The sequence below is a fragment of the Microvirga yunnanensis genome (genome assembly GCF_025460875.1).
Genome location: NZ_JAMXFI010000020.1, coordinates 37038 through 61439 on the forward strand (window position 1 = coordinate 37038; position 24402 = coordinate 61439).

21 protein-coding genes and 2 pseudogenes are annotated in these 24402 nt (G+C 63.6%); 12 read left to right on the forward strand and 11 right to left on the reverse strand.

Annotated elements, in window-relative coordinates:
- Window positions 1–405 precede the first annotated feature (405 nt).
- Window positions 406–654, forward strand: a pseudogene (locus NF876_RS12505) (IS110 family transposase); the annotation flags it as partial.
- 90 nt (window positions 655–744) lie between these two features.
- Here the strand turns inward: NF876_RS12505 and NF876_RS12510 are convergent.
- Both NF876_RS12510 and NF876_RS12515 read right to left on the reverse strand, forming a co-directional pair.
- On the reverse strand, window positions 745–2844 hold the full coding sequence (locus NF876_RS12510; RefSeq protein WP_262269122.1) for a sensor histidine kinase: 2100 nt from the start codon (window positions 2842–2844) through the stop codon (window positions 745–747).
- Entirely contained in the window at window positions 2792–3571 is a 780-nt protein-coding gene (locus tag NF876_RS12515) for a Crp/Fnr family transcriptional regulator (RefSeq protein WP_262269123.1), read from the reverse strand. The genes NF876_RS12510 and NF876_RS12515 overlap by 53 nt, the downstream gene beginning before the upstream one ends.
- A gap of 134 nt (window positions 3572–3705) precedes the next feature.
- Between NF876_RS12515 and NF876_RS12520 the strand changes: the two genes are divergently transcribed.
- The 3 genes from NF876_RS12520 (at window position 3706) to NF876_RS12530 (ending at window position 7219) form a co-directional block, all read left to right on the forward strand.
- A complete protein-coding gene (locus NF876_RS12520; RefSeq protein WP_262269124.1) occupies window positions 3706–4089 on the forward strand; it encodes a response regulator in 384 nt (127 codons plus the stop codon).
- Window positions 4090–4447: 358 nt separating this feature from the next.
- Entirely contained in the window at window positions 4448–5782 is a 1335-nt protein-coding gene (locus NF876_RS12525; RefSeq protein ID WP_262269125.1) for a PQQ-dependent sugar dehydrogenase, read from the forward strand.
- Window positions 5783–6010: 228 nt separating this feature from the next.
- On the forward strand, window positions 6011–7219 hold the full coding sequence (locus NF876_RS12530) for an IS256 family transposase (RefSeq protein WP_262269126.1): 1209 nt from the start codon (window positions 6011–6013) through the stop codon (window positions 7217–7219).
- Window positions 7220–7644: 425 nt separating this feature from the next.
- On the opposite strand, the gene NF876_RS12535 is transcribed toward NF876_RS12530, so the two are convergent.
- From NF876_RS12535 to NF876_RS12555, 5 genes are all read right to left on the reverse strand, one after another.
- Entirely contained in the window at window positions 7645–8193 is a 549-nt protein-coding gene (locus NF876_RS12535; protein WP_262269127.1) for a sigma-70 family RNA polymerase sigma factor, read from the reverse strand.
- Window positions 8183–8416 carry a NepR family anti-sigma factor gene (locus NF876_RS12540; protein WP_262269128.1) on the reverse strand — a complete coding sequence of 78 codons (234 nt, stop codon included), beginning with the start codon at window positions 8414–8416 and terminating at the stop codon, window positions 8183–8185. Before NF876_RS12540 ends, NF876_RS12535 begins: the two co-directional genes overlap by 11 nt.
- A 263-nt stretch (window positions 8417–8679) precedes the next feature.
- On the reverse strand, window positions 8680–10437 hold the full coding sequence (locus NF876_RS12545) for an MFS transporter (RefSeq protein ID WP_262269129.1): 1758 nt from the start codon (window positions 10435–10437) through the stop codon (window positions 8680–8682).
- A gap of 405 nt (window positions 10438–10842) precedes the next feature.
- On the reverse strand, window positions 10843–11094 hold the full coding sequence (locus tag NF876_RS12550) for a GcrA family cell cycle regulator (protein WP_262269130.1): 252 nt from the start codon (window positions 11092–11094) through the stop codon (window positions 10843–10845).
- 31 nt (window positions 11095–11125) lie between these two features.
- Window positions 11126–11662 carry a hypothetical protein gene (locus NF876_RS12555; RefSeq protein ID WP_262269131.1) on the reverse strand — a complete coding sequence of 179 codons (537 nt, stop codon included), beginning with the start codon at window positions 11660–11662 and terminating at the stop codon, window positions 11126–11128.
- A gap of 1060 nt (window positions 11663–12722) precedes the next feature.
- Here NF876_RS12555 and NF876_RS12560 point away from each other — a divergent pair.
- The 4 genes from NF876_RS12560 to NF876_RS12575 all read left to right on the forward strand — a co-directional run bounded on the left by NF876_RS12560 (window position 12723) and on the right by NF876_RS12575 (window position 15204).
- Window positions 12723–13361 carry a DUF4142 domain-containing protein gene (locus NF876_RS12560; protein WP_262269132.1) on the forward strand — a complete coding sequence of 213 codons (639 nt, stop codon included), beginning with the start codon at window positions 12723–12725 and terminating at the stop codon, window positions 13359–13361.
- A 234-nt stretch (window positions 13362–13595) separates the two neighbouring features.
- Window positions 13596–13766, forward strand: a complete 171-nt coding sequence (locus NF876_RS12565) for a hypothetical protein (protein ID WP_262269133.1) — start codon at window positions 13596–13598, stop codon at window positions 13764–13766.
- An 11-nt stretch (window positions 13767–13777) separates the two neighbouring features.
- Entirely contained in the window at window positions 13778–14092 is a 315-nt protein-coding gene (locus NF876_RS12570) for a hypothetical protein (RefSeq protein ID WP_262269134.1), read from the forward strand.
- A 182-nt stretch (window positions 14093–14274) separates the two neighbouring features.
- The gene (locus tag NF876_RS12575) at window positions 14275–15204 is read left to right on the forward strand and encodes an oxidoreductase (RefSeq protein ID WP_262269135.1); all 930 of its coding nucleotides are present in this window, start codon (window positions 14275–14277) and stop codon (window positions 15202–15204) included.
- Between the two features lie 27 nt (window positions 15205–15231).
- Here the strand turns inward: NF876_RS12575 and NF876_RS12580 are convergent, their stop codons facing one another.
- The 4 genes and pseudogenes from NF876_RS12580 to NF876_RS12595 form a co-directional block, all read right to left on the reverse strand.
- Window positions 15232–15972 (reverse strand): SDR family oxidoreductase, encoded by a 741-nt coding sequence (locus NF876_RS12580; RefSeq protein ID WP_262269136.1) that lies wholly within the window; start codon window positions 15970–15972, stop codon window positions 15232–15234.
- Window positions 15973–16009: 37 nt separating this feature from the next.
- The gene (locus NF876_RS12585) at window positions 16010–16786 is read right to left on the reverse strand and encodes an SDR family NAD(P)-dependent oxidoreductase (protein ID WP_262269137.1); all 777 of its coding nucleotides are present in this window, start codon (window positions 16784–16786) and stop codon (window positions 16010–16012) included.
- Window positions 16787–17076: 290 nt separating this feature from the next.
- Window positions 17077–18111, reverse strand: a complete 1035-nt coding sequence (locus NF876_RS12590; protein ID WP_262269138.1) for an IS481 family transposase — start codon at window positions 18109–18111, stop codon at window positions 17077–17079.
- 121 nt (window positions 18112–18232) lie between these two features.
- Window positions 18233–18706 (reverse strand): annotated as a pseudogene (locus tag NF876_RS12595) (transposase); the annotation flags it as partial.
- Between the two features lie 1036 nt (window positions 18707–19742).
- Between NF876_RS12595 and NF876_RS12600 the strand changes: the two are divergent.
- The 4 genes from NF876_RS12600 (at window position 19743) to NF876_RS12615 (ending at window position 24384) form a co-directional block, all read left to right on the forward strand.
- Entirely contained in the window at window positions 19743–19985 is a 243-nt protein-coding gene (locus NF876_RS12600) for a hypothetical protein (RefSeq protein ID WP_262269139.1), read from the forward strand.
- Window positions 19986–20291: 306 nt separating this feature from the next.
- Entirely contained in the window at window positions 20292–20555 is a 264-nt protein-coding gene (locus NF876_RS12605; RefSeq protein ID WP_262269140.1) for a GlsB/YeaQ/YmgE family stress response membrane protein, read from the forward strand.
- A gap of 280 nt (window positions 20556–20835) precedes the next feature.
- Window positions 20836–21423, forward strand: coding sequence for a hypothetical protein (locus NF876_RS12610; RefSeq protein ID WP_262269141.1), 588 nt, complete (start codon window positions 20836–20838; stop codon window positions 21421–21423).
- A 2388-nt stretch (window positions 21424–23811) separates the two neighbouring features.
- Complete coding sequence (locus NF876_RS12615) at window positions 23812–24384, forward strand: alpha/beta fold hydrolase (RefSeq protein ID WP_262269142.1); 573 nt, start codon at window positions 23812–23814, stop codon at window positions 24382–24384.
- Window positions 24385–24402: the final 18 nt, after the last annotated feature.

Sequence of the window (24402 nt, forward strand, 5' to 3'; positions counted from 1 at the left end):
GAGTTTCAATCCTACGCCGCTCGAGGAGCCGCTGCTTCACCCAAGTCTAACTTGGCCGCAGATGTCAGGCTAATCGCCGACAAAGGCTGTGCCAGTATTCGCGTGTGGGAGGCGAAGAGAGATCGACTTTAGAGCGTGGCGCAATGCCGATAGATGACGCTCAACGGCAAAAGGTGGTGACTGAGACCCGCGCTCAGTTCATCCTCTACATGGCAATCGAGATGATCTACAGGGGCGCTATGGAGGTCTAGCCAAGATTTCGGCAAGTTGATCGAGTGGCGGAAAAGGAGCAGCACTTCCTTGGTAATAAGCGCTAAGGACCGCTCTTGATGCTGTGGACGGCTCCCACCCAGCGGTGAGGTAGAGCATGGTTGCTTCGAGCAGCCAGCGACACAGGAGCATCCCATGAGCACGGTCACCACCATTGGCCTGGACATCGCCAAGTCCGTCTTTCAGGTGCATGGCATCGATCCCGAAGGGGGAGTGATCATCCGACGCCAGGTCAGGCGCGGGCAGGTGCTCAAGTTCTTTGCCAGCCTGCCGCCGTGCCTGATAGGCATTGAGGCGTGTGCCTCGGCTCATCACTGGTCGCGCGAACTCCAGAGCCTTGGCCATGAGGTCAAGCTCATGCCGCCGGCTTACGTCAAGCCGTTTGGATCACAGCCAAACCCGGCAGAGGACGCACGCGCAAAATCCACGATTGCGGCGTGAGCCGCGCCCGTCGCACCGGTCAGCCGGCTCCTGCTACTGCAAGATCCCCTTGGCAGGGAGATCCATGGTGCATTGCAGCCCGCCGGGCTTGAACGACAGCGTCGTGGTGCCCCTGAGCTGGTAGGGCAAGGTCTGCGTCAGCAGCTCGGTCCCGAAGCCGCTGCGCCGGGGCGCGAGCGAGACAACGGGCACCCCCGTCTCCACCCAGTCGATCCTCAGGCGCTGATCCCCATTCCGGTCCTCCAGGCGCCAGGCCACCGCCACGTGCCCCTTCCGGCTCGCCAGCGCCCCATACTTGACCGCATTGGTCGCCAGTTCATGGATTGCCAGCACCAAGGTCTCAGCCGCCTTGGGCGTCAGGCCCACGTCAGGGCCCGACATGCTGAACTGCTCGCCTTCCTTGGTCGCGCAGGTGAGCAGTTCCTCAGCGATCAGGGAGGGCAGATCGATTCCGGCGCTGGGATCGCGCGTTACCGCCGCCTGCACGCGGGCAAAGGCATCGATGCGCCCTTCCAGATGCATGGCGTAGTCTTCCACCGTCTCGCTCGTCTCCGCCGTCTGGCGCGCAATCGAGCGGATCACCGCGAGCGTGTTCCGCACCCGGTGCTGCAATTCGGCCAGCAGCAGCCGCGCCTGGCCCTCGCTCTCGCGCAAGGCCACCTCGGCCCGGACCTGTGCGATGGCCTCCGCCGCCAGACGCGCATAGACGTCGGTGAGCTTGGCATCGAGGTCGGACAGGTGGTGCGGCTGGCGGAAGTGGGTCGAGAGCATGCCGAGCGTCTCGCCCGAGGGGGTGAACAGCGGCGTCGACTGCACCGCCCGGTAGCCGGCCTCCCGCGCCACCTCCAGGCTTGGCGCATAGGCCGGCTCCTGCTCGACATCCTCGATCATCACCCGCTCGCGGCGCGCCAGAGCCATGCCGCAGGCCGAGGCCTCCGCGGCGTCGACCTCGGCAAAGTGGTCGAGGAACGGCGGCTGGAAGCCGCGTTGGGCGGCGATGCGCAGGGTTTGGGTGGCCTCATCGTAAAGCTGGATGTTGCCGAAGTCGGCGCCGTGCAGGTCGATGGTGGCCTCCAGGATCGCATCGAGTACCGCCGGGAGCCCGGCCCCGTTGACCACCTGCCGGCTCACGTCGTGCAGCCGGGTCATTGCCTTCAGCTCACCCGCGAGCGCCTGCTCGGCCTGCTTGCGGGCGGTGATGTCGAGCACGAACTCGAAGAGGATGCCGTCCGGCAGCAGCTTGCCGGCGAACAGCACGCACCAGCGCGAGCCGTCCTTGCGGAAGTACTCCTTCTCGTAGGGTGGGATCTGCCCGGTTGCTGTGAGCTCCGCGAAAGCGTGCTCGGAGACCTCCATCCATTCCGGCGGGGTGAGCGCCTGCCAGGTGAGACGGCCCGCCTCCAGATCGTCGCGGCTGTAGCCGCCCAGGGCCAGGAAGGTATCGTTGGCGTCAATGATCCGCCCGTCCCGGTCGAGGAAGATGGCGCCGACGGTCTCGATCTCCAGCGCCGTACGCAGACGCGCCTCGCTCTCGCCCAACGCCTGCTCGGCCTGCCTGCGCTCGGCTTCGGCCTTGACCTGGTGCGTGGTCTCGCATCCGGCCAAGAGCATGCCGGCCACCGCCCCGCTCTCATCGCGCACGGGGGTGACGTAGGTGGTGAAGAAGGCCCCCTCCGGAGCGCCGTCGCGGGCAGAGGCCCAGGGGCTGTTCGGCAACACGACTGCCTCGCCGGCCCGCACCCGTTCGTAAATCGGCTCGGTCACGTCCCGAACCTCGGCCCAACACGCATGGGTGGGCTGGCCCAGGCTGGCCGGGTGCCTCGCCCCGAAGATCGGGCGGTAGCGGTCATTGTAGATCTGGACGAGGTCCGGCCCCCACAGCAGGTTCATCGGCATCGGCGCGGCGAGCACGAGATCGACCGTGGCCTTCACGCGCTGCGGCCAAGCCTGCAGAGGACCGAGCGAGGTTTGGGTCCAGTCGAAGGCGCGGATCCGCTCGCCCATCTCGCCGCCACCGACGGGCCAGGAAGCCTGATGGAACTCGCCTGTCTGAAGCACGGCGCCCGCCTCCTCGTCCACGTCATGCTCCGCGAGACCATTGGCCCGCAGAGCCGGCTTCGCCGTTACGCGCATCCAGGGCGCGGCCCTCGTGGTCCGCGTGCAGGTAGCTCAGGTTGAACACGGACGCGGTCTCCAACGCCTCCAGGTCGGGAACGGTCAAGTGCTTGCCGTGGAGCTTGATCAGTCCCTTGCCCCGCAACTCCTGGAGGGTGCGATTGACATGAACCGTTGTCAGCCCGGTGGCGTCGGCGAGCTCGGTCTGGGTCACCGGCAACTCGCAGGCGTTGCCCTGCGTCAGGCCCACCGCTTGCAGGCGGATGAACAGCTCGCACAGGAGATGGCCCAGGCGCTCGAAGGCCGAGCGCTGGCCGAGATTGACGGTCCACTCGCGCTGGATCGCCGCTGTCACCAGCGTGTCCCACCAGAGCGCTTCGGTGATCCGTGGGTGGTTGGACATGATGTCCCGCAGCGTCTCGCGGGAGATCTCGGCGAAGGTGATCGGGGTCAGGGCGCCGATGGAGTGGTCCATCGCGCGCAGCACGAACACGTGCAGGTCACACAGGTCGCCCGGGACGAAGAAGGAGATGATCTGGCGCCGCCCGTCCGGCAGAATCTTGTAGCGGCAGGCCCAGCCCTCCAGGATCAGGTTCACGTCCGTGGGCTTGTCGCCCTCCCGGATGAGATCCTCGCGGGCGCCCCGCACCCGTACCCGCCCCTGCGCGACATCGGCCAGCACCTGCTTGTCCTCGGCGGAGAGCCTGGTGAACTGCTCCAGTTTGTTGATGAGGAGGTTGTGCATGGGTCCCTCCTTGGGTCGGCGCCCTTCGGATCCTCTCCGGCAGCACGGCGGCAGAACCTGTGCTACTCTGGTGCGACCGAGACCAGTTTACTCCTGCTGGAAGCCCCTGACGAGGCATAGGTAAGGAGAGAGGAATGATCGCTCCACCGCGTGGCGCTCTGGCGAACCGTCGGGTGCTGGTTGCCGAGGACGAGTACTTCATCGCCCGCGACATCGCCCGGGCGCTGCACGCGCTCGGTGCCGAGGTGGTCGGGCCAGTTCCGACCCTGGATGAGGTGCAGGCACTCTTGGCTACGGGCGAGCGCCTCGATGCCGCCATTCTCGACATCAACCTGAACGGCGAAATGGTATTCCCGATCATGGAGGCCCTCACGGCCCGGGAGATCCCGGTCGTGTTCGCCACCGGGTATGACCGCACCACTGTACCGGCGCAGTACGAGGACATCCCACGCTGGCAGAAGCCGTTTGACCCTCGGGCCGTCGTGAAGGCCCTGCCGGACCTCGTGCGAGACCTGTAGGCCCAAAGCAACACTAACCCCTGAATGTCCGCACCGGGTCAACCCAGGGAATTCCCTGCCCCTCAGGAACGTCCGAGGTTTCCCTCTTGAGGAGACATTCGGTCTGCTTCCGGGCCGTGCCGGATGCTGCTGTCCCCCTAGGACCAGAGCTCGAGGGGTACATCGCCGTCCACCTACTCACTTCGCACCGGATCATCAGATCGCGCCAATCTTCGCGTCTTCTCATAACCTCTCCCGGAGCGAACCTTCGGCATACCGCGGCTTCGTGCTAACGTCAGAGCGGACCTCACGATGAACAGCGATCGGTACGTCGCGGGATGGCTTCGAGTGACGTGCGCCGCAATCAAGGCAGGTGGCCATGAAGGTATCGGGGATGTTTGCGCGCGGCGTGGCCATGATCGGCGGCACAATGGCCCAGGCTCGAGGGAGGCGGGAAGGCTCGCACGAGCCTGCGTTCGGCCGCACTCCCGTGATCCCCGCAGCAAAGCCGCAGGGCAGCCTGATGACGCTCAAGATGCCCGCGGCAAAGGGGTGGGCGGCCGGGCAGACGCCGATCGCGGCCCCGGGCCTCCAGGTCAACGCCTTCGCGACCGACCTCGAGCATCCCAGGTGGATCGACGTCCTGTCGAATGGCGATGTACTCGTCGCCGAGGCGCGAGGCGCGAATGAAACCGTCAAGTCGCTGATCGCCATCGTCATGCACCCGCTCAAGTCGATCTTTACCTACGCGGCACTCAGCACGATGAGACGCGCCGGCGCCGTGGGCGTCAGTGCGAACCGCATCACGCGGCTGCGCGATACGGACGGCGATGGAGTGGCCGACGTCAGGGACGTGTTCCTGGACGGCTTGAACCAGCCCTTCGGAATGGCACTGGTGGCCGGGACGTTCTACGCCGGCAACACCGACGGAGTCGTCGCCTTTCCTTATGGCGCAGGCACGGGGCGCGTCACCGGGCCGGGTCGCAAGCTGGTTGGGTTCAAGACCGGCGGACATTGGACCCGCAGTCTGCTGGCGAGCCCCGATGGCTCGAAGCTCTATGTGGGCGTGGGTTCGCGCGGCAACATCGACGAGGAGGGCATGGCCGCAGAGGAAGGCCGCGCGGCAATATACGAGATCGATCTCGCCAGCAGCACGACCCGCATCTTCGCGACAGGGCTGCGCAACCCCGTTGGCCTCGCCTGGGAGCCCCACTCGGAGTCACTTTGGACGGTGGTCAACGAGCGCGATGGCTTGGGCGACGAGACGCCGCCGGACTACCTGACATCCGTGCGCGACGGGGGCTTCTATGGCTGGCCTTACTGCTATTGGGGGCAGACGGTGGACGATCGCGTGCCGCAGGACCCGACTGCGGTCGGGAGGGCCTTGACCCCTGACTATGCTCTGGGCGGGCACACTGCGTCGCTCGGCCTCTGTTGGCTGCCGGCCGGCACGCTCCCCGGATTCCCCGACGGAATGGTGATCGGCCAACACGGCTCCTGGAACCGCAGCAAGCTCAGCGGCTACAAGGTGATCTTCGTTCCGTTCGAGAACGGCCGCCCGTCCGGCGGCCCACGTGACATCCTGACGGGTTTTCTTGCGCCGGACGAGCAGGAGTCCTATGGGCGACCCGTAGGGGTGGCGATCGGGCGGGATGGCGCTCTGCTGGTAGCAGACGATGTGGGAGACGTGATCTGGCGCGTGACAGGGGTGTGATAGATCGCGGTGAGCCGCTCCCCACGGGACGCCATAGGCGAACTTCGCGATCAGACAGCAATCCATCATTCCGGGAGAGGTCGGACGCCTCCTTGGAGCATCGGGAGTGGGTAGAGTCCGCGCTGGTGGTGGAAATTTGCTGACGCGCCGGGTGTTGGGATGAGGTGGTCATTGGGAGGACCGGCTATGGTGGAGTTGCTCGACTGCACCCCAGCTGAAGGAACCCCAATGACCGACGACAGACTACCACTGGCCGAGCTGATGGCGAAGGCCGATGACGGCGACTTTCTGCGCAGTGTCGCCGAAAGCGTGCTCCAGATCCTGATGGAAGCCGATGTCGAGGGCGTGATCGGCGCCGCCCGCTACGAGCGCAGCGGCGAGCGGGCCACCTACCGCAACGGCTATCGCGAGCGGGCGCTCGACACGCGCCTAGGCACCCTCAACCTCAAGATCCCCAAGCTGCGCACCGGAGCCTACTTCCCGGGCTTCCTCGAGCCGCGGCGCACGGTCGAGAAGGCGCTCGTGGCGGTGATCCAGGAGGCCTGGATTGCCGGCGTCAGCACCCGCCGGGTCGACGATCTGGTCCAAGCCATGGGCCTGAGCGGCATCTCCAAGTCCTCGGTGTCCAAGCTCTGCAAGGACATCGACGAGCGGGTGATGAGCTTCCTGCAGCGCCCGCTCACCGGAGAATGGCCGTATCTCTGGCTCGATGCCACGTACCTCAAAGTGCGGGAGGGCGGCCGCGTCGTCTCGGTGGCCGTCATAGTGGCGGTTGCGGTCACGACCGAGGGCCGGCGCGAGATCATCGGGCTGCACATCGGGCCAAGCGAGGCGGAGATCTTCTGGACCGACTTTCTGCGCGATCTGGTCAAGCGCGGGCTCACCGGCGTGAAGCTGGTGATCTCGGACGCGCATGAAGGCCTCAAGGCCGCCATCCGGCGGGTGCTGGGCGCCACCTGGCAGAGGTGCCGGGTGCATTGGACCCGGAATGCGCTCGCCTATGTGCCGAAGGCGCACCAGACCATGGTGGCGGCTGGGCTGCGCCAGGCCTTCCAGCAGCCCGATCAGGCAGCGGCCCGGGCCAGCCTCTCGCATTTTGCCGACCAGCTCCACAACCGCTGGCCCAAGCTGAAGGTCTTCGTCGACGACAGCCTGGATGACGTGCTGGCCTATATGAGCTTCCCGGCCCAGCATCGGACGAAGCTGCATAGCACGAACCCGCTGGAGCGCCTGAACAAGGAGATCAAACGGCGGGCCGATGTGGTGGGCATCTTCCCGAATGAGGACAGCATCAGGCGTCTGATCGGCGCGGTGCTGCTGGAGGCCAATGACGACTGGCAGCTCCAGCACCGTTACATGCCGATCGAAGGGATGACTGAGCTCGCAACACCGATGATCAACCCGCAGGCACTGGCAATCACCCCACAGGCGAGCTGACCAATGGCCACCTCAAACCGCACCCGAATTTACACTCATTGACGGACGTGACCTCGGAGGTGAAAAGCAGGTCCACGTTTCACGTCCGATGCTCTGGTGCCCATACCTACTGTCAGAGGCGGCTGTCATTCCGGGTCATCGGCATCCTGTGCGACGCTCGAGACCTCGACCAAGAGGACGCCACTCGCGTCGGTGGAGCGTGGTCAGGAGTTCCGATGCCGTCGAATGAGGATAATGGCCATCCCCACCAGCAATGCCAGGAAGAGGCCGACCCCGACAATCTCGAACAGGTGCGCTACCCGCTCAGCTCCGGGAGGAGAGGGTCCGAGATTGTCTTCCCCAATTGCTGCGAACAAGACTGGTGGGCTCTCTGCGAGCACTTCCATTATGTTAACCGCCTCTCCGCCGGAACAAGCGCGACAGCCTCATAGGGTGGCGTGCAGAAACAGGCTGGCCCTCACCAGCCGGTCGGGTCCGAGGTCCTCCAATGAGAGCTCCATCAACTCGGCCAGACGGGTCCGGGCGCGATTGACCCGGCTCTTGATGGTTCCGATATTGGTGCCGCAGATCTGCGCCGCCTCCTCGTACGACACGCCCTCAGCCGCCACCAGCAGGAGTGCCTCCCGCTGCTCGACGCTCAGCTTGGCCAGGGCAGCCTGCATGTCGGCGAAGTCCAGGTGCGCGCCCTGGCCCGGCAGGACGGCCAGGTTCCCGGCCATCAATCCATCCGGATCCTCGACCTCGCGACGTTTCCGGCGACGCTCGGTGTAGAACAGGTTGCGCAGGATGGTGAAGAGCCACGCCTGCATGTTCGTGCCCGGCTGGTACTTGTCGATGTACTCCAGCCCGCGGAGAAGCGCTGTTTGGACGAGATCGTCGGCCTGGGTGACATTGCCGGTGAGCGAGATGGCAAAGGCGCGCAGGTGCGGAATGGCCCCCAGCATCTCCTGCCGCAGGGATCCGTCAATGGCCATCGCCTGCCCTTCCCGTCGGACCCAGGGCTTCAAGGATCCGCAGCAGATCGTCAGGAACGGGTTCATTCATGAGTTGGGCGTAGTGCGCGCGCAGCCGCTCGCCGAGGCAGGCGGCGACACCTGTAAACAGGGTCGGCTCGGGAGGGGGTTCACCTTGAGCTCCTTCGAGCTGGTGCCGCTCACCAGCGGTTGCCTTGCGGACTTCAGGCCATGGGGTCAGCACGTGGGAGTTCCTCCGGGACCATGGGCGATCATCCATGCGTAGAGGACCGGGGCATACCTGCCATTAACCTATGTTCAGCTTGGCGGCACCGGCTTCCGGCGCGCAGGAACCAAACGAGACAACTTCGGCCCGGCTTCATCCCGCTGAAAGGCCGTTGGCCTGCTGAAGCGGGCGGCGGTAGCACGCAACCCAATGGTGTGGCGGCGAGACCGCTGCTAGAAGAACTTGGACGAAAGGACCTGCTGCCGGGGATCAGAAAAGGATCAGCAGATCTGGTGCTCACCCCGGACGGGTGGCTTCAGAACCGCTTGGTTGCGAGGTCGGATGGCAGGGTCGGATCGAAAACCGTGGGCCGCTGATCCCGCGTCTGCTCCATCTTGGCCGTTTGCGGCGATGGGGATGTGAGACAGCAGAAAGCGAGCAAGAGGCTGCTCCTCACCCTTATGATAGGTCAGAACTTCATTTTCGATCTCCCGATCAACCATCGTCATGCGCTCGTGCATCCGCAGGTAGTCGAGCCAGGTCGGGGTCTCGTATCGCTCGATCCAGATCTCCGGATCGGCGGCATCATGGAGAAGCGCCCACCGGCGGGCACCGTTGCGGCGGCGCATGCGTCGCACGCGGCTCGCGGCAGCGAGAAATACGCGAACGTCCTGTTCAGCAATCCGGTACTCCCTACTGGCCACCACCGGACCGCTGTTCGGGTCCAGCAAAGGCAGGCTGCCTTCACCTCTATGCTCCACCGGGACCGGCTCCAAGTTGATCTGGTCTGTCGTGGGCATCGGCAGGAGGCGTCCCAGGAGGGCTGTCGCGACAAGAGCAAGGCTGGCTGCGATCAGGCTCGTTGGCACGCCATAGTTTTCTGCCACGACACCCCAGAGCCAGCCTCCCAGCGACAGGCCGCCGAAGACCCCAGCCTGGTAGATCGCCAGCGCGCGACCGACCACCCAGCGGGGCGTGCGCAATTGGACCGTCACGTTGAACGTGGACAGAACGAGAAGCCACGCCGCGCCCGCGAGGACAGTTGCCACAAGCGTGATCACCAGGAACGGACTGAATGCTGCAATCAGCCCCGCAAGCCCAAAGGCGGCACTGCCGCCTGCGACAATCATCTCATTCGTGAAGCGTTCCCGTATCACCCCTCCGCCCAAGGCCCCGGCCACTGCTCCTCCGCCAAAAGCCGCCAAGAGGAGGCCGTAGGTGATGGCGCCGCCGCTGAGCAGATCCTTCGCGATGAGAGGAATAAGCGCCCACAGTGCGGAGGCAAAGAACCCGAAAGTGGCGCCTCGAACAAGTACGGTCTGGAGGGAGTGCGACAGACGTGCAAACCGGAGACCAGCCACCATGGCCGCCATCATCGTTTCCGGGGGCAATCTCGCTTCCGATGACGGCCGCTTCCACGCGAGCAGGACAGCGATGAGACCGAGATAGGAGATCGCATTGATCCCGAACGCGACCTTGGCGCCAGCCCAGGCCACGATGGCTCCGCCAAGTGCGGGTCCGACCGCGCGGGCGAGGTTGAACGCAACGCTGTTGAGGGCGACTGCTGCCGGCAAGTCACGCAGCGGCACCTGCTCGCGCACGGACGATTGCCACGGCGGCCCATAGAGCGCGGCGCCGGTCCCGAGCAGGAACGTCAGGACGATGAGGAACCAGGACGTGACTTGGCCGAACCAGGCGAGAATGGCAAGAGCGGCCGAAACGATGAGCATACCGCTTTGCGCGGTTAACATGAGGACCCGCCTGTCCCACACGTCTGCTGCGGCCCCCGCTGGCAGCGAAAACAGGACGATCGGCAAGACGGTGGACACTTGGACGAGGGTGACCATGTCGGCCGAGGGCGCGAGGGAGGTCATCAGCCAGGTTGCGCCCACGTTCTGGATCAAACTGCCGAAATTCGACAGCAGGCTTGCCACCCACATGGCCAGGAAGATGCGGGAGCGGAAAGGCGAGAAGGCGGATGGCGCAGTGGTCGCCTGGATCTCGCCTGTGGCAGGATGCCCCGCCTTGAAACCTGACATCGATGAGCCTCGCTGGAAGGTGAGGGTTTGCCGGGTCCGCCGTTGCTGCAGAAGGGCCAGGGCGGCGGTCTTTTCAACGCCGAAGCTCCGTGACCTGTTCAGGCGGATTCACAGACAAGGCGAGGGGCTCAGGATTAAGGTCAATGGTGCACTGCTCGAAGGTGGGCGGACCATCGAACAACTTGAGCAGATCGGTCTGTCCGGCGGCGCCGGTATGCTCCAGGCCGGGAGCGGGCCAAAATGCGCCCATCGGAGCTCGCGCAATGCCGGGCCGCAGGGCCACACGTCAGATCAGCCGATCCAAAGATGGTGTTGCCCAGATGGGGCGTGTTAGGCTTGGCGAAACACTCTCTGCGGTCCAGCGGTTCGCATCGTTGCCCCGGACGCATGAGTTTGCTCCGAACGTCAGTGTGCACGCTTCTTGGGCTTGCGCTGGGATTGCTGATCACTCTCTTCCGAACGGAATGTCCGAGCACGCTTGAGGGCCGCGCTCTTACTGCCGTGCTTGCCCGTAAGCCCGAGGCGATGAGCCTTCCCGATCACGGCATTGCGCGTCACGCCTCCGCCCAGTTTCTCCGCAATCAGACGGGCTGTCTCACCGGACAGCCAAAGGCGCGTCAGCACCGCCATGCGCCGGTCGTCCCAGGATGCCGTCATACTGGCTCCTAACCTTCCCGGTCTCCGGTTCTCACTCGTCGAGCGGGCAACCCGCCGATGCAGTCTCCTTCGCGCCGAACCAGGTCTTGATCTTCGCAAAGAGAGGTGTGTCGGGGACTGAGGTGAGAAGGGTGGCTCTGGTCTGGACAGCTTCCATCCTGGCCTTCACCTCATCCGGTGCAGACCCATCAGCTTGTCGCCCAATCGCCAGCGCTCCCTCAAGGATCTCGATGCCCGCTGGGAACGGCCGCCGCCAGCGCAGGCGGGCGCTGATATAAGCTTCCCGCTCCCGCTCCACCATCGGCGTGTCGGCACAGGCGAGGCGGGCCACGAATGGCAGGAGATGCTGCCGCTCCGCGTCCGAGGCCTCGTCGTTCAGCTGCATGGCCAGCCGGCAGATCGGCCGTGAGAAGCAGGCCGGCATGTCCTCGACTGAACGCACGGGCTGGTAGGGGAAGCCCGCTGCCACAATGGCCGCTTCGTTGATGCAGGTGCCACCGTCTTGGCCAGGAAACGGGTGTGAGCCTTGCTTCAGCTTCCAGTTCAGGATGTGATCGAAGTTATCCATGGTAGCCATCCGTACGGCACACCCCCACTCGGGCATGGTGATCCTCCAGGATCATCTCTGTCAATGGTAGGCCCGCGAGGTCTATGCCAACACGGATCGTGTCGATCACACGCCTTGTCGGAATGGTGGCGCCTTCCGACGCTGCTGCCGTGCCCTGTTGTTGCGGGATGCCTCCCTTCGTGTTCCATCGCTGGAATATCGCCAGCGACCTTGGCGGTTTGCATTCGCGGTTGAGCCGATGCCCACCCGCCCAGCCGCAACAGTTTCGTGCAGGGTCACAGTGTCGGGATGCTCAGCGGCCCCTTAGCATTGCAGAGAATGGCACGCTGCTCAGCAGCGGTCACAAATCCTCTTGGTTGCCTTGTCACTCTGCTCCTGAGCCCGCTGCTCCTTCTCGGTTTCCGGCCCGATGTTGCCGAGGCCGGTCTGATTTCCAGCCGAGCCGGCAGCTCCCGGGCCTTGCCGGGGAGCACTGGAACTGGAGCTGGCTGGATTGCCGCCCGAACCGGTCGTGCTTGGTGGGACAATCGGGGGTGTCACCGCCCCACTGGCCGCTCCGCTTGAGGGCATCCCACCGGTCGACGGCTGGGGTGAGCCAGTAGCCCCCGTTGCAGTATTCGATGGATTGCCGGTTGGTCCACCGGTACCTGCACTTGGCGCACCGCCGCTCGCAGATCCGCCACCACTCGTGCCAGATCCGCTGGCGCCGCTACCGGATCCCCCGCCAGAGCCGCCACCTCCGCCCCCAGACTGAGCAACCGCGAGAGACGCCGAGGCAAACCCCAGGGCCACCACAAGCGCCAAAGATTGCCAGGAACGGGAGATCATCGTGCCCTCCACAGCCTGCTGACATCAGACAGTCTGATCCAACGCTGAGTAACGCGTGAGGTTTCCGCTGGAAGCACGGGTTTGCCGCCGCTTCTCGTCACAGGTCCCTTTTCGCGATGACAAGAGCGTTGGGCCGATCCTAACAAAATCGGCTCTGCAGCGTTGGTATGATCGAGCAATCCCAGAGCCCTTTGCCTGGGTTGGATGCCGCAATCCGAGCAGGAGACATCCCATGGACCGCCGCATTGTCTTGGCAGGCTTGGCTGCCGCAGTCACTGCCCCTGCGCTGGCGCAGACCAGCGGATCCTCCACCCGACAACCAACTGCGGCTTCCGGTGCCACTGGTGCAGCTTCTGGCGCATCCCGCATGAGCAGCCAGCCAATGACACAGGCGGACATGCAACACATGCAGCAGACGATGCAGCTGGGCATGGTGGCCCTTGAGACCAGCCGGATTGCGCAGCAGAAGGCGCAGAATGCTGACCTGAAGCGGTTTGCTACCTTCGAGGTGCAGGAGCAGACCACGCTCTCCGAGGTCCTTCATTCCATGATGGAGCCTGCTGCGACATCCGGCACGGGATCGGCGGCTCAGCCGAGTGCTGGATCAGGGGCCAGCGCCCCAGCCATGCAAATGGATGCTCAAAGCAGGGAGATGATCCAGAAGCTCCAGAATGCGCAACCTGGCGAGGCCTTCGACCGTCAGTACCTTCAGGGGCAAATGGAAGGGCACAGCGGCCTGCTGCAGGTGCAGACGCAGTACCTGCAAAGCAACCCACAGAACCGGGAGCACGCGAACGTCGCGAAACTCGCCCGTGGCATGATCACCGAACACATTGCCTTGCTGGAGGATATTCAGACCAAGATGAAGTGATCCTTCTGGCCCGCGCGGTGAGTGAAGTGCATCCACCGCGCACTGGTCAACTCACTTGACCAGCCTTCGGCAAAGTTCGTCGCGCACGGATTCGCTGACTCCCTGCGCGTGGAGATTAAGCATAACGGGCTTGAGACGGCACCGTTGCAGTAACTTGGAACGGCAGACGAACCCCGTCGATAAGGTCATTCAGGCTGCTAGATCGAAGAGCTGATTAATGAGACGGACTTCCTGATGGTGGCGTTTTCGACCGGCCCTGCCCTCGTGAGCCTGCCCCGGCGCGATGCCGATCTCGCGGTCCGCATCGGCCGTCCGGGCGAGGATGAGCTTCTGGCCCGCAAGGTCGGCGAGATCGCTTCCGAGCCTACGCACCGCGCGAGGCCCGACTGTCGATCAATGACATAGCTGATCTGAAGATGGTGCCGTGGATCGGGTGGGGAGAGGACTTCGCGGCGTTGCCGATTGCCCGGTCCACCCAAGGGCTGTTCGCGCCGGAGCACCAGGTTGCGGCCGCCAGCGCGATGCACCTGCAGGTGATCCTGGCTAAGCAGCTCGGAGTTGCCCTGCTCGCCCCGGACTTCGTCGGAGCCGCCGATCCCGACCTGATCGAACTCCTCGGTGACGTGATCCTGACCCAGCCCTTGTGGCTCGTCACGAGCGCCGAGGTCAGGGGGGCCGCACGCACTGAAGCCCTGACGGCATGGGTGCAGGAGGCGGTGGGGACCTCGTAAACGTGGTTGGCCCATTGGCTTCCGTGCAGCGCTGCGGCTCGGTGCTATGATCCTTTGTGCCCGCGGGTGATGCGCGGCGGGATTTGCCACGTTCCGACCCTCTCAGGCTCTCAGTGTGCACGGCCGAGAACACCTGCCCCACAAGATGCGTTGACGGAGCTTGGAGAAAGGCAGGATGGACCATGGCCACCCGCAAGTGGACGGCAGCCGACGTCCCATCACTGACTGGTCGACTTGCCGTCGTGACCGGATCCACCAGCGGCCTTGGTTACGAGGCGGCCTTGGCTCTGGCCCGTGCGGGCGCACAGGTCGTACTGGCCGCGCGCGACGAAGCCAAGGCGCAGCGTACCATGGCCTCGATACAGCAAGTCCATGCCGGAGCCCAGGTGGAGTTTCGCCAACTTGATACCGCCAGCCTCGCATCGGTTCAGGAATTCGCCGCTTCCTGGCGCGACGGGGGGCCGCCCATCGACATTCTTTTGCTGAACGCCGGCATCTCCGCCGTCCCGCAGCGGGAGGAAACCGAGGATGGCTTCGAGCGGCAGTTCGCAACGAACTATCTGGGTCATTTCGCCCTGACGGGATTGCTTCTTCCAAACGTCAGGCGAGACGCATCCTCGCGCATTGTTGAGGTCGCCAGCATTGCCCATCGGCGGGCTTGGCTCCACCTTGATGATCTGCAGCTCAAAAGCTCCTACCGGCCGATGGCCGCCTACGGGCTGACGAAGCTTGCCATGCTGATGTTCGGCCTGGAGCTCGACCGCAGGCTGAAGGCTGCGGGCTCGCCGGTTCGCTCCATTCCGGCGCATCCCGGGGTGGCGAGCACCGACATCACCCGCCGCGGCGACCGGGCCGGCCCAATCCAATGGTTCCTCGGACAGGCGCTCTTCAACGTCATCGGCCAATCCGCCGCCCAGGGCGCGTTGCCGCTGCTGTTTGCGGCGACAGCTCCGGATGCGAAGGGCGGTGCCTACTACGGTCCGAATGGGTTCCGGGAAATCCACGGCTACCCAGAGGAGGCGGAGATCGCCCCGCACGCCCTGGACCGACTGGCCGCCGAGCGGCTCTGGTCGGCGTCAGAGGAGCTGACGGGCGTGACATACCGGTTCTGACCGGCTTGGGCGTTGCACAGGTGGCGCTCAGGCGACGGCGGTCGGGCGGAGGACGATTTCGTTCACGTCCACTTCGGCAGGTTGGCTGATCGCGAAGGCAATCGCCTGAGCGACCGAGAGCGCCGGGATAGCCATCTCATGCTGCACCCGCGTAGCCGCCGCCGCAGCCTCGTCGGTCACGCTGTCCGGCAGGTCAGTCGCGGTGGGCCCCGGCGAGATGATGGTGCTGCGGATGTTGTAGGCCGTCGCCTCCTGCCGCAGTCCCTCGGAGATGGCCCGCACGGCAAGCTTGGTCGCGGAATACACCGCCATGGTCGGGCGGACCCGCAGGCCTGCGGTCGAGGCGATGTTGATGATGTGGCCGCTCCGCTGGCGCTGCATAATCGGGAGTGCGGCCGCGATGCCATAGAGGACGCCCTTCAGGTTGATGTCGATCATACGCTCCCAGTCCTCGACCCTGGTTTGATCGAGCCGGGACAGGGGCATCAGCCCGGCATTGTTGATCATCACGTCGAGCCGTCCGAACGCAGTTTCGGCGGTCCGGACCAGCGCATCTACCTGCTCGCGCCGGGCGACATCGGCCGCGGTAATCTCAACCCTGCCCCCCTCGGCCCGGATCTCGGCGGCAAGGGCCGCAAGCCGCTCCTGGCGCCGTGCCCCGAGCACCACCTGCGCGCCCATGCCGGCCAGCAGCCTTGCCGTGGCCTCGCCGATGCCGCTGCTGGCCCCTGTGATGACAACAACCTTGCCTGCGATGTTCTGGCTCATGGGCCCTGCTCCAGCCGGTGTCGGCTCGCCTCCCGTCTCACGCGCCCTGCCCCCAGTTCATCTCAAGGCCGCCATCGATGGTGAAGCTCTGGCCGGTCACGTAGTCCGCGTCCTCCGAAACTAGATAAAGGGCAAGCTTGGCAAGCTCCCATGGCTCGCCGGGCCGGTTCCAGGGAATATTCGGCATCTCCTCGCGCCGCTTCTCGGGGTCGTCTGTGCGCTTCATCGTCATGGGCGTCCTGATCAATCCCGGAGCAATGGCATTCACGTTGATCCGCTCCGGCGCCAATTCGAGCGCAAGGCTGCGGGTGAAGGTGAGCAGGCCACCTTTCGCTGCTCCGTAGGCCGCGTTCATCGGGCTGGGGATCGCCTCGTGCACGGACGTGATGTTGAGGATCTTTCCGCCCGGACCCGCAGCCTTGCGGCGGCGGATGAACTCCCGGCAGCAGAAGAACGGACCATAGAGGTCCGTCTTGATCACCTTGTCGAATTCTTCCGTCTTCGTCTCGGCTACCGGCGCGCCGCTGGATCCCATACCGGCATTGTTGACGAGGATGTCCGGGGTTCCGAGTTCCCGCTCCACCGCCTCGAAGAGAGCCGCGACACTGGCCTCGTCACGCACATCGACCTGCTGCACGAGGGCGCGCCGCCCAGCGGCTTCAACCCGCCTGCGGGTCTCTTGAGCTCCGCCCTCGTCCGTGTGGAAGGTGATGGCGACATGGGCCCCCTCCCTGGCGAACTCCTCGGCCATGGCTTGTCCCATGCCTGAGTCGGACCCGGTGATGACCGCGATCTTGTCTTGGAGCCTAGGCATGAAACCCTCGCGTGCGGTTGGTTGAGTTCACCGGAGAAGCAGCCCGAGCCAGAGTTGTTCCCGCTCAGTGCAATCCGGCGCGATGCATGGGGAACATTGGCGATTGCGTGAGCTCAGGTCTGATGTTGCGGTCCTGGCGCCACAGGCAGTCGGCGGTCCTTCTCGACATTCTGGGTCAACAATGCGGCTCATGCGGTGACCGGCGGCAAGCCGATCATATGTAGTAGCTGGAACTTGATCTGACATTTGGCGTCCGAGAGTTGGTCGGGCTCATCTGTCCGATAGTGCGTTCAAGCTGCGATCATCTTCTCCTTCGCTAATGGAATTGCATCCAAGAAGGTTTGCATCGGCGTCTTGCCAAAGCACCACCGGCCCTGGTGCGGCCGCTCCTCATGATAACTCCGAACCCAAGCATCGAGATCAGTCTGGAGTTCGACGATCGAGCCATAGATCTTCTTGCGGAAGGCCACACGGTAGAACTCATCCAGCACCGTTTTGTGGAAGCGCTCGGCGATGCCGTTCGTCTGCGGGCTCTTGGTCTTGGTGCGGGTGTGATCCACGTCCTCGACCGCCAGATAGAGCTCGTACTCATGGTGTTCGGGATTGCCGCAGTACTCGGTGCCGCGGTCAGTGAGCACGCGACACAGCTTCACGTCATGGGCATCGAAGAACGGGAGAACCCGATCGTTGAGCAGGTCGGCGGCCGTGATCGGCGTCTTGCGGTCGTACAGCTTGGCGAACACCACCTTGGTGTAGGTGTCGATGAAGGTCTGCTGGTAGATCCGCCCCACTCCTTTCATGGTGCCAACGTAAAAGGTGTCCTGCGCCCCACAGTAGCCGGGACACTCGCTCTCGAACTCGCCGTGCGCGTCCTTCTCGGCCTTGGCCTTCTCCAGGGCTGCCACCTGGCTCTCGGTCAGGATCAGGCCTTCTTGCGCCACCTTCGCTTCCAGGGCTTTGAGCCGCTTCTTCATCGTCTCGAGATCATGTCGCTGCCACACCCCACGCACGCCGGCCGGCGAGATCGAATGGCCGCGCTTGCGCATCTCGTTGGCAATTCGGATCTGGCCGAAAGCGGGTTGCTCCAGGGACAGCTCAACGATGACGGCCTCCACCTCCGGTGGCGTGCGGTTGGCCAGCAGCGGCTTGCGCCGGGTCAGCTCCTGCAGGGCCAGTTCGCCGCCGGTCTCATAAAGCTCCTTGAAGCGGTAGAAGCTGTCGCGGGAATAGCCCATCATGTGGCAGGCTTGGCTGACATTGCCGAGCTGCTTGGCCAGCTCCAAAAGGCCGAGCTTGGCGCGGATGATCTTCTGCTCGTTGGTCATGGCGGTGCTCCTTGGGAACGCCGAGGCCGGGCGCTGCGCACCCCGACCGCTCCGCGCCCGGCCTCGGCTCACGCCTCAGCCTAACGACACCGTCTGTCAGATTAAGTCCAAACTACTTCAGATAAGTGATAGCTTTGGGCTGCACGGTGGTGTCGACGCTGATCCGCTCCAGACTGGAGGGCCGCACCGCGCCGCTTTCCAGCCCGGCCTGGATCGTGGCGGACAGCAGCTTCTCCAGCCCGTCGGGGCCGAGCCGCTTGCGCCAGCGCGTCAGCGAGCTGGGATCGCACGGCAGCTGATGCTGGAAGTAATCACAGCCACAGAACCACTGGTAATACGGGTTCTCGATCCAGCGCTGCACCACCGCCTCATCGGACAGGTTGAAGGTATGCTGGAGATACGACAGCCCAACCATCAGCCGGGTGGGTTTGGCAGGCCGGCCGAGCGGCCGATAGAAGCGGCCGAACTCCTGATCGAAGCTGTCCCAGTCGATCAAAGCAGCCAGGCGGAACAACGCGTGGCGGGGATCGAGGATCTGGTCGAGGCGGCTGCGGTAGAGATCGCCGGAGCTCGGCATCGTCGGCTTGGGTCCCATGGAAATACACCAGGTTTGAGCGGGTCCGTCCCCAGATGCTGGCATTCTACAATGCTTCGTGACGACGAAGAATCCTTCTGCCTCAATCAGTTGTGGGTTATTCAGGGCCGACTAACTTAGTCAGCTGTGAGGCACAGGAAGCCCATAGCGGACCTGTCCTTGCTGATGAGCGATTGATCATCCTCAAGCCGCAAGTAGCGATAAGACGGTGGCTGCAACGTTGATTGACCCAATGACCAATAGGAGGGCAAAGGACGCAGAAAAGGGCTGCCCTTCAAGCCCGTGAACGTTCTGAAACTGGTGCTCAGGTGCCTTCATGTCATCATCCTCGCATCCGAGAGCGCTATCGATGGCGTATGCTGGCTCAGAGTTCTGTGAAGCGTGTCACACCATCACCGATTATCTGCGGCACATAGCGGACTCGCAGGACACCCAGGATGTCATTGGTATCACGGGAGCCTGTATGACGGGCATAGGCGACCGTGAGGGTATCGCTTAGGTCAACTCACCTGCCACGACTGACGCCTACACAGCGAGAACCAAGCGGGCACCGGGGGGCGTCCTTTGTTGGAGCCCAGGCAGGTCCTGGCACTTCACCGAGCCCACAGTATGCACCCGATGACACGTAGCGTTCGTAGGCTGTGGCGCTTGTGTTGAGAACAATGGAGCCTTGGGACGCGACAAGGCCTTGGGCCTGATTACAAGACATCGCAGTGGTCAGCGGACGGCTTTGCGCAAGTGCCGCTGAACTGATGCTAATGAAGCCGATGGCAGCGCACACCAGTTTCATGTGTTTCATGAACATCTCCATGGATCAGACTGGGCTTACGGTGACGCAATCTGACGATGGATGATGTGAAATGCTTCACACCCACACGCCTTTTGTGAAGCACGGCACCTCATGGAGCCGCCTCTAGACGTTCAGGATCATCGGTAGCTGGGGGAGCCGCACAGTGGGTATGGGTTACAGAGGAGAATACAGGCTGGAGCAACTCAAGGGTTGAGCTTGCAAGAGCCTAAACCGACCAGGGCTTCTGTGAATAACACTGATAAAGCCATTAAAGCGCTTTCGGTCCGGGCCTGGGTGTTCAAGCGCAAGATCTCTGGCGGCACGATGAGCGCCGATGGCCGCCTGGCACGGGATGTGATGCTGGGGCTGTCGAAGACGTGCCGCAAGCTCGGCCTGTTGTTCTTCACCTGTCTCGGGGACCGGCTCGGACTGGACACAGGTCAGCCTAAGGTCCCGCCGCTGGCCGTCCTCGTGGCCCGAGGAGCCTGAGGACGGCCACCCCCAAACTGCCCCGCTTACCATTCATGGCGGGCGGCGGTCGGAAGCGCGACGGAGCGGGGCTGAGGCTGCCATGGTGCATCGGCTCCATCATCAGACTGGGAAGGTTGCTGCCGGTCCGAGTGGGAACTGATGAAGCAGTGGAGGGACAGCTCAAGGCTGGAGAGCCAACCTGCCCAGGCCACGCTCCAAGGCTAAGCCCGGCACCGCATGGCCTGACGGATGAGGCGTTCCAAGGCACCACTCGAACTCTTTTCAAGCGGCACCGTTGATTCTGAGACAGCGCGGGAGTGTGGCATGTCGATCATCGGCTGGCTGGTTCTCGGCCTCATCGCAGGCTTCATCGCAAGCAAAATCGTGAACAAATCGGGCGAGGGCGTTCTCCTCGACATTGTTCTCGGCATCGTCGGAGCCGTGGTTGGCGGCTTCATCTTCAATGCCATCGGGCATGTCGGCGTGACTGGCTTCAATCTCTGGAGCATGGTGGTTGCCATCATCGGAGCGATCGTTGTCCTTGTGATCTACCATGCCGTAGCAGGTCGCAGCCGCTCTTCCGTGTAGGTGTTCGGAGACTAACCGCCTAGCTTCGAGCCGACCTGCTGCATGAAAGCACGATGGGCTTGGACCAGATCGCTGCAACCCGGCCAAGTCGATGCCCAAGCGGCATCTTGGGCTGAGGTAACCGCTGCCGCCATGGGCTTCTGATCGAACAGCCGAGGGAAGGGGAGGCGAACTTGTCGTCCCGCGTGAAGTTGAGGAGTCCCTTTGCCTCGAACCAAGCCTTGGCCGCAGGAATGTGAGCCTCGGATGGTTTGGTCATCAACGAGGAGGAAACAGATCGATGACGTCCAGCATACCCACAGGTTCTTCATTATCCCGAAAAATGGTCACAGCCTTCTTCGACAGCCGCAGCGATGCCGAGGATGCGATCGAGCGTCTGGTGGATGCCGGGGTATCCCGTGACATCATTCGCTTCATGCCTGGTGACGAGCGGGATCCACCGGACGATCCCGCCGCAGCCCGACGCCCCGAGCCAGGAGGGTTCTGGGGCGCTTTGGGCGGGTGGTTTCTGCCGGACGAAGACCGGCACACCTATGCGGAGGGCCTCAGCCGCGGCGGCTATCTGATCTCGGTCGATGCCAGCGATGAGCAGTATGAGCGCGTGCTCGACATCCTCGATGACGAAGGCACCATCGACATGGACGAGCGCGCCGACTCCTGGCGGGCGGCGGGATGGTCGGGTGTGTCGGCCGAGGGTGTCGTCTCCGGATCAGCCACCAACCCGACCACCGGCGAGCGTTCGGCTTCCGGCGGCGAAGAGGGGGCTGCCGGAGTTCCGGAGCAATCTGATGCCGGCCGACGGGATCTCAGCCACGGACGGACCCGGATCCGCTCCTATGTGGTGGAGGCCCCATCGACGAGACGGTGATGCCGCTCCCGCAGCATGCCGGCCAAGCCTGCTCTCAAGGATGCTCCGGGCGACCTCGTCACTCACGAGGTCGCCCGGAAAGGCAATCGCCTCGACTATATGCCGATACAGAACCATGGCATGTTCTTCTGTCACGAGTCTCAGGTCTTGGGATCCCTGACTGGGTTGATCAGGTTGAAGTGTTCGATCCTACGCTGATTGCGCGCCGGCCGAAGGTCATTCCATTCTGAAGGCCGGGACGGCGCCTCTTTCCAACCAACCGCACTGCTTTGTGAGCTTCTCGTGAGCGCGCGGTTTTGGATAGACGAGTTGTCCAACGTCGCTTGAGCAGAGAGCCTCTGACTTTTAAACAGATGATCCTGGGTTCGAGCCCCCTGGGGGCGCCAAAGGTTTCAGGCACTTAGCCCCGCCCGTACGGGGCATTCGCTTTTTCGTTGCCAAAATCGTTGCTTCGAACCTTCATCGCGGCTTGCACAGGTTCGAAGGGTTTTGCTTCAATCCAGGCCATGCGCTGGATCCTAACCCGCCTCAACAAACTCGCTACCCGCTTGCCTGGACGAAAGCCTCGCTCCACAGGCCTCACGGCTGTCGAATACGAGGCGGTGTGCCTTATTGCCTACGAGGGCCGAGAGGCATACGCCCGGGCTTGCGAGCAAGCCGATTATTGCCGCTCGATGGGAAGCACAAGTGGTATGGTGTTCTGGAGCAAGGTAGCGGTTGAGGTCTCACGGCGGACAGGCAAGCTCGCTGGGTCGAGAGCAAACGCGCCACGAAGTTGAACTCGCCCCCATTGTGTCTGTTGTAATGTAGCTGGATCTTCTCTTGGTGGAACCTAACTCTCGGCGTCTGGTTCACCCGAGCGCCCTTATCCAAAGCTATAGACGCCAGACAAAGGAATGTTCGCGCGCGTTCGCAATGGCGTCGCTGTAATGGAGATCCCCATGCGGAAAGCCCTCATACTAGCAGCCGGCCTGGCTCTCCTCGGAACTTCAGCTTGGAGCCAGAACTCCTCGCGAGACCACGATGACTGGCGCGGACGGTGGCATGACAGCCGCGACCGATGGGACAGAGACAGGGGCCGAGACGACGGTGATAGGAGCGATCGCCGCGGGGGAGCGGTGCGTGATGAAGACGATGATGACCGTCCAGCACGTGGTGCCCGCTTCTTCCTGCGCAGTGGCGACACGCAGCTTCGGGCTATCTGTGGCGAGGAGGAGTCCACACAAGCCTGCGTCGATGCGGCTCTGAGAATGTTCGACCGGCTTCAGTCGCAGCCGCGCGGAACAACGAGTTCGACTACTCCTGCGCCAGCATCCCCTACGCCTCAGTAAATCACCCTGGTCGGCGGTAGCCGCACTACCGCCGACCAGCTAGGGTTAATCTTCGCAAACTCGATATCGCCTCACAACTACTTCACCGTAACGGTTCCTTGTTCGGCGGGTCTCGTAATAGCAATCTCGGTCGCGGCCGCGCCATCGAGGACCCCGATCCCAGTCTCTATCGCGGCCCCAGTCTCTATCTTGATCCCGCCAATCGCGGCCATTGTCCCAGTCTCGATCCATGCGCGGTTGCGCGGAAGCACCCCCGGCGAAGCTGCCGGCGAGAATGCATCCTGCAAGGACAATCGTTAAGCGCCTAAGCTTACTCACGGGAACCTCCTATTGCGGCTTTGGGGATGGGCCAACGCTCATGAGACAGCAGCCGTTCCTATGTGGCGCAATGTACAGGTTCAGTTGGAAAAACAAGCTTGTCTCCTAACGGTGGCGGAGTAGCCACAAAGACGGTTCAAAGGGTCGCGAACAAGGTCACAAGACCGGGCGCGACCCTTTTTCATTGCCGCTTCGGTTCCAAGCCTAGACTTGCGCAGAGAGCCAGAGCGATGGTGACCTGTCTCAAATCAGCGAGACGCCGCGGACGCAGTCCTCAAGTGCCAGCGACCGTGGCCCTAACGGCCGCGTCCTGCTAGGCGTCCTACCCACGCCCGGCATTCCAGAACTGCCGTGAAGAGGATTGGGCCGAGAGGCAGCTCCTGGGCACAAACCGAACGTCCGTATCAGACAGGGGACCGGACGCTCCTGAAGGCCAGGGAATTTCGTGGCGTGACCCAAAGCGGCCCTTGGCCTTCTGGCAAGGCTCGGCAGACCCGAGTGCCCGCGGCCAATGTGGGCCCTGAACCTTGATGTCTCCGGACTGGCTTTTCGGCCTCTGGATCATATTTCAGGCTCAAGGACTGCAAGGAGGCATGATCCATGGACGCCAAAACCTTCGTGCTGGTCCATGGCGCCTGCCACGGCGCTTGGTGCTGGAAGGATGTGACTGCACGCCTGCGCTCTGGGGCACCTGGCCTACGCGCCGACGCTGACAGGGCTTGGCGAGCGGTCGCACCTGGTGTCGATCGGCCCGACGCTAGAAACCTTCATTGAAGATGTCGCGCAGGTGATCCGGTATGAGGATCTGGCGGATGTGATCCTGGTCGGCCATAGCTTCGCGGGGTCCGTGCTCTCTGGCGTGGCCGACCGCATGCCCGAGCGGTTGCGGCACCTGGTGTACCTTGATGCGCTCGTTCTGCGGCCCGGGGAGTCGCTGGCCGACAGGGCGCCGGAACGCGTCGAGACCGCCAGGCTTCGAGCCATGGAGACCAGCAACGGCTTGACCTTTCCGCCAGGCCCTCCGGAGTATTTCGGCATCACCGACCCCGCTATGGCGGCTTGGATGGTGGCGAAGCTGACCCCACATCCCCTGCAAACCAACTATGACAAGTTGCAGTTGCAGCACCCCTTGGGCAATGGGGTACCGGCAACCTACATCGCCTGCTCGGATCCCTACTTCGCTAACACAGCGGATTCACGGGAACTGGCGAGGAGCATGCCAGGCTGGAGCTACCGAGAGATCCCCACTGGACACGACGCTATGCTGCTCATGCCGGGCGAACTCACCCAGATCCTGACGTCCATTAGTTGAACTGAACTCCAACTCCCG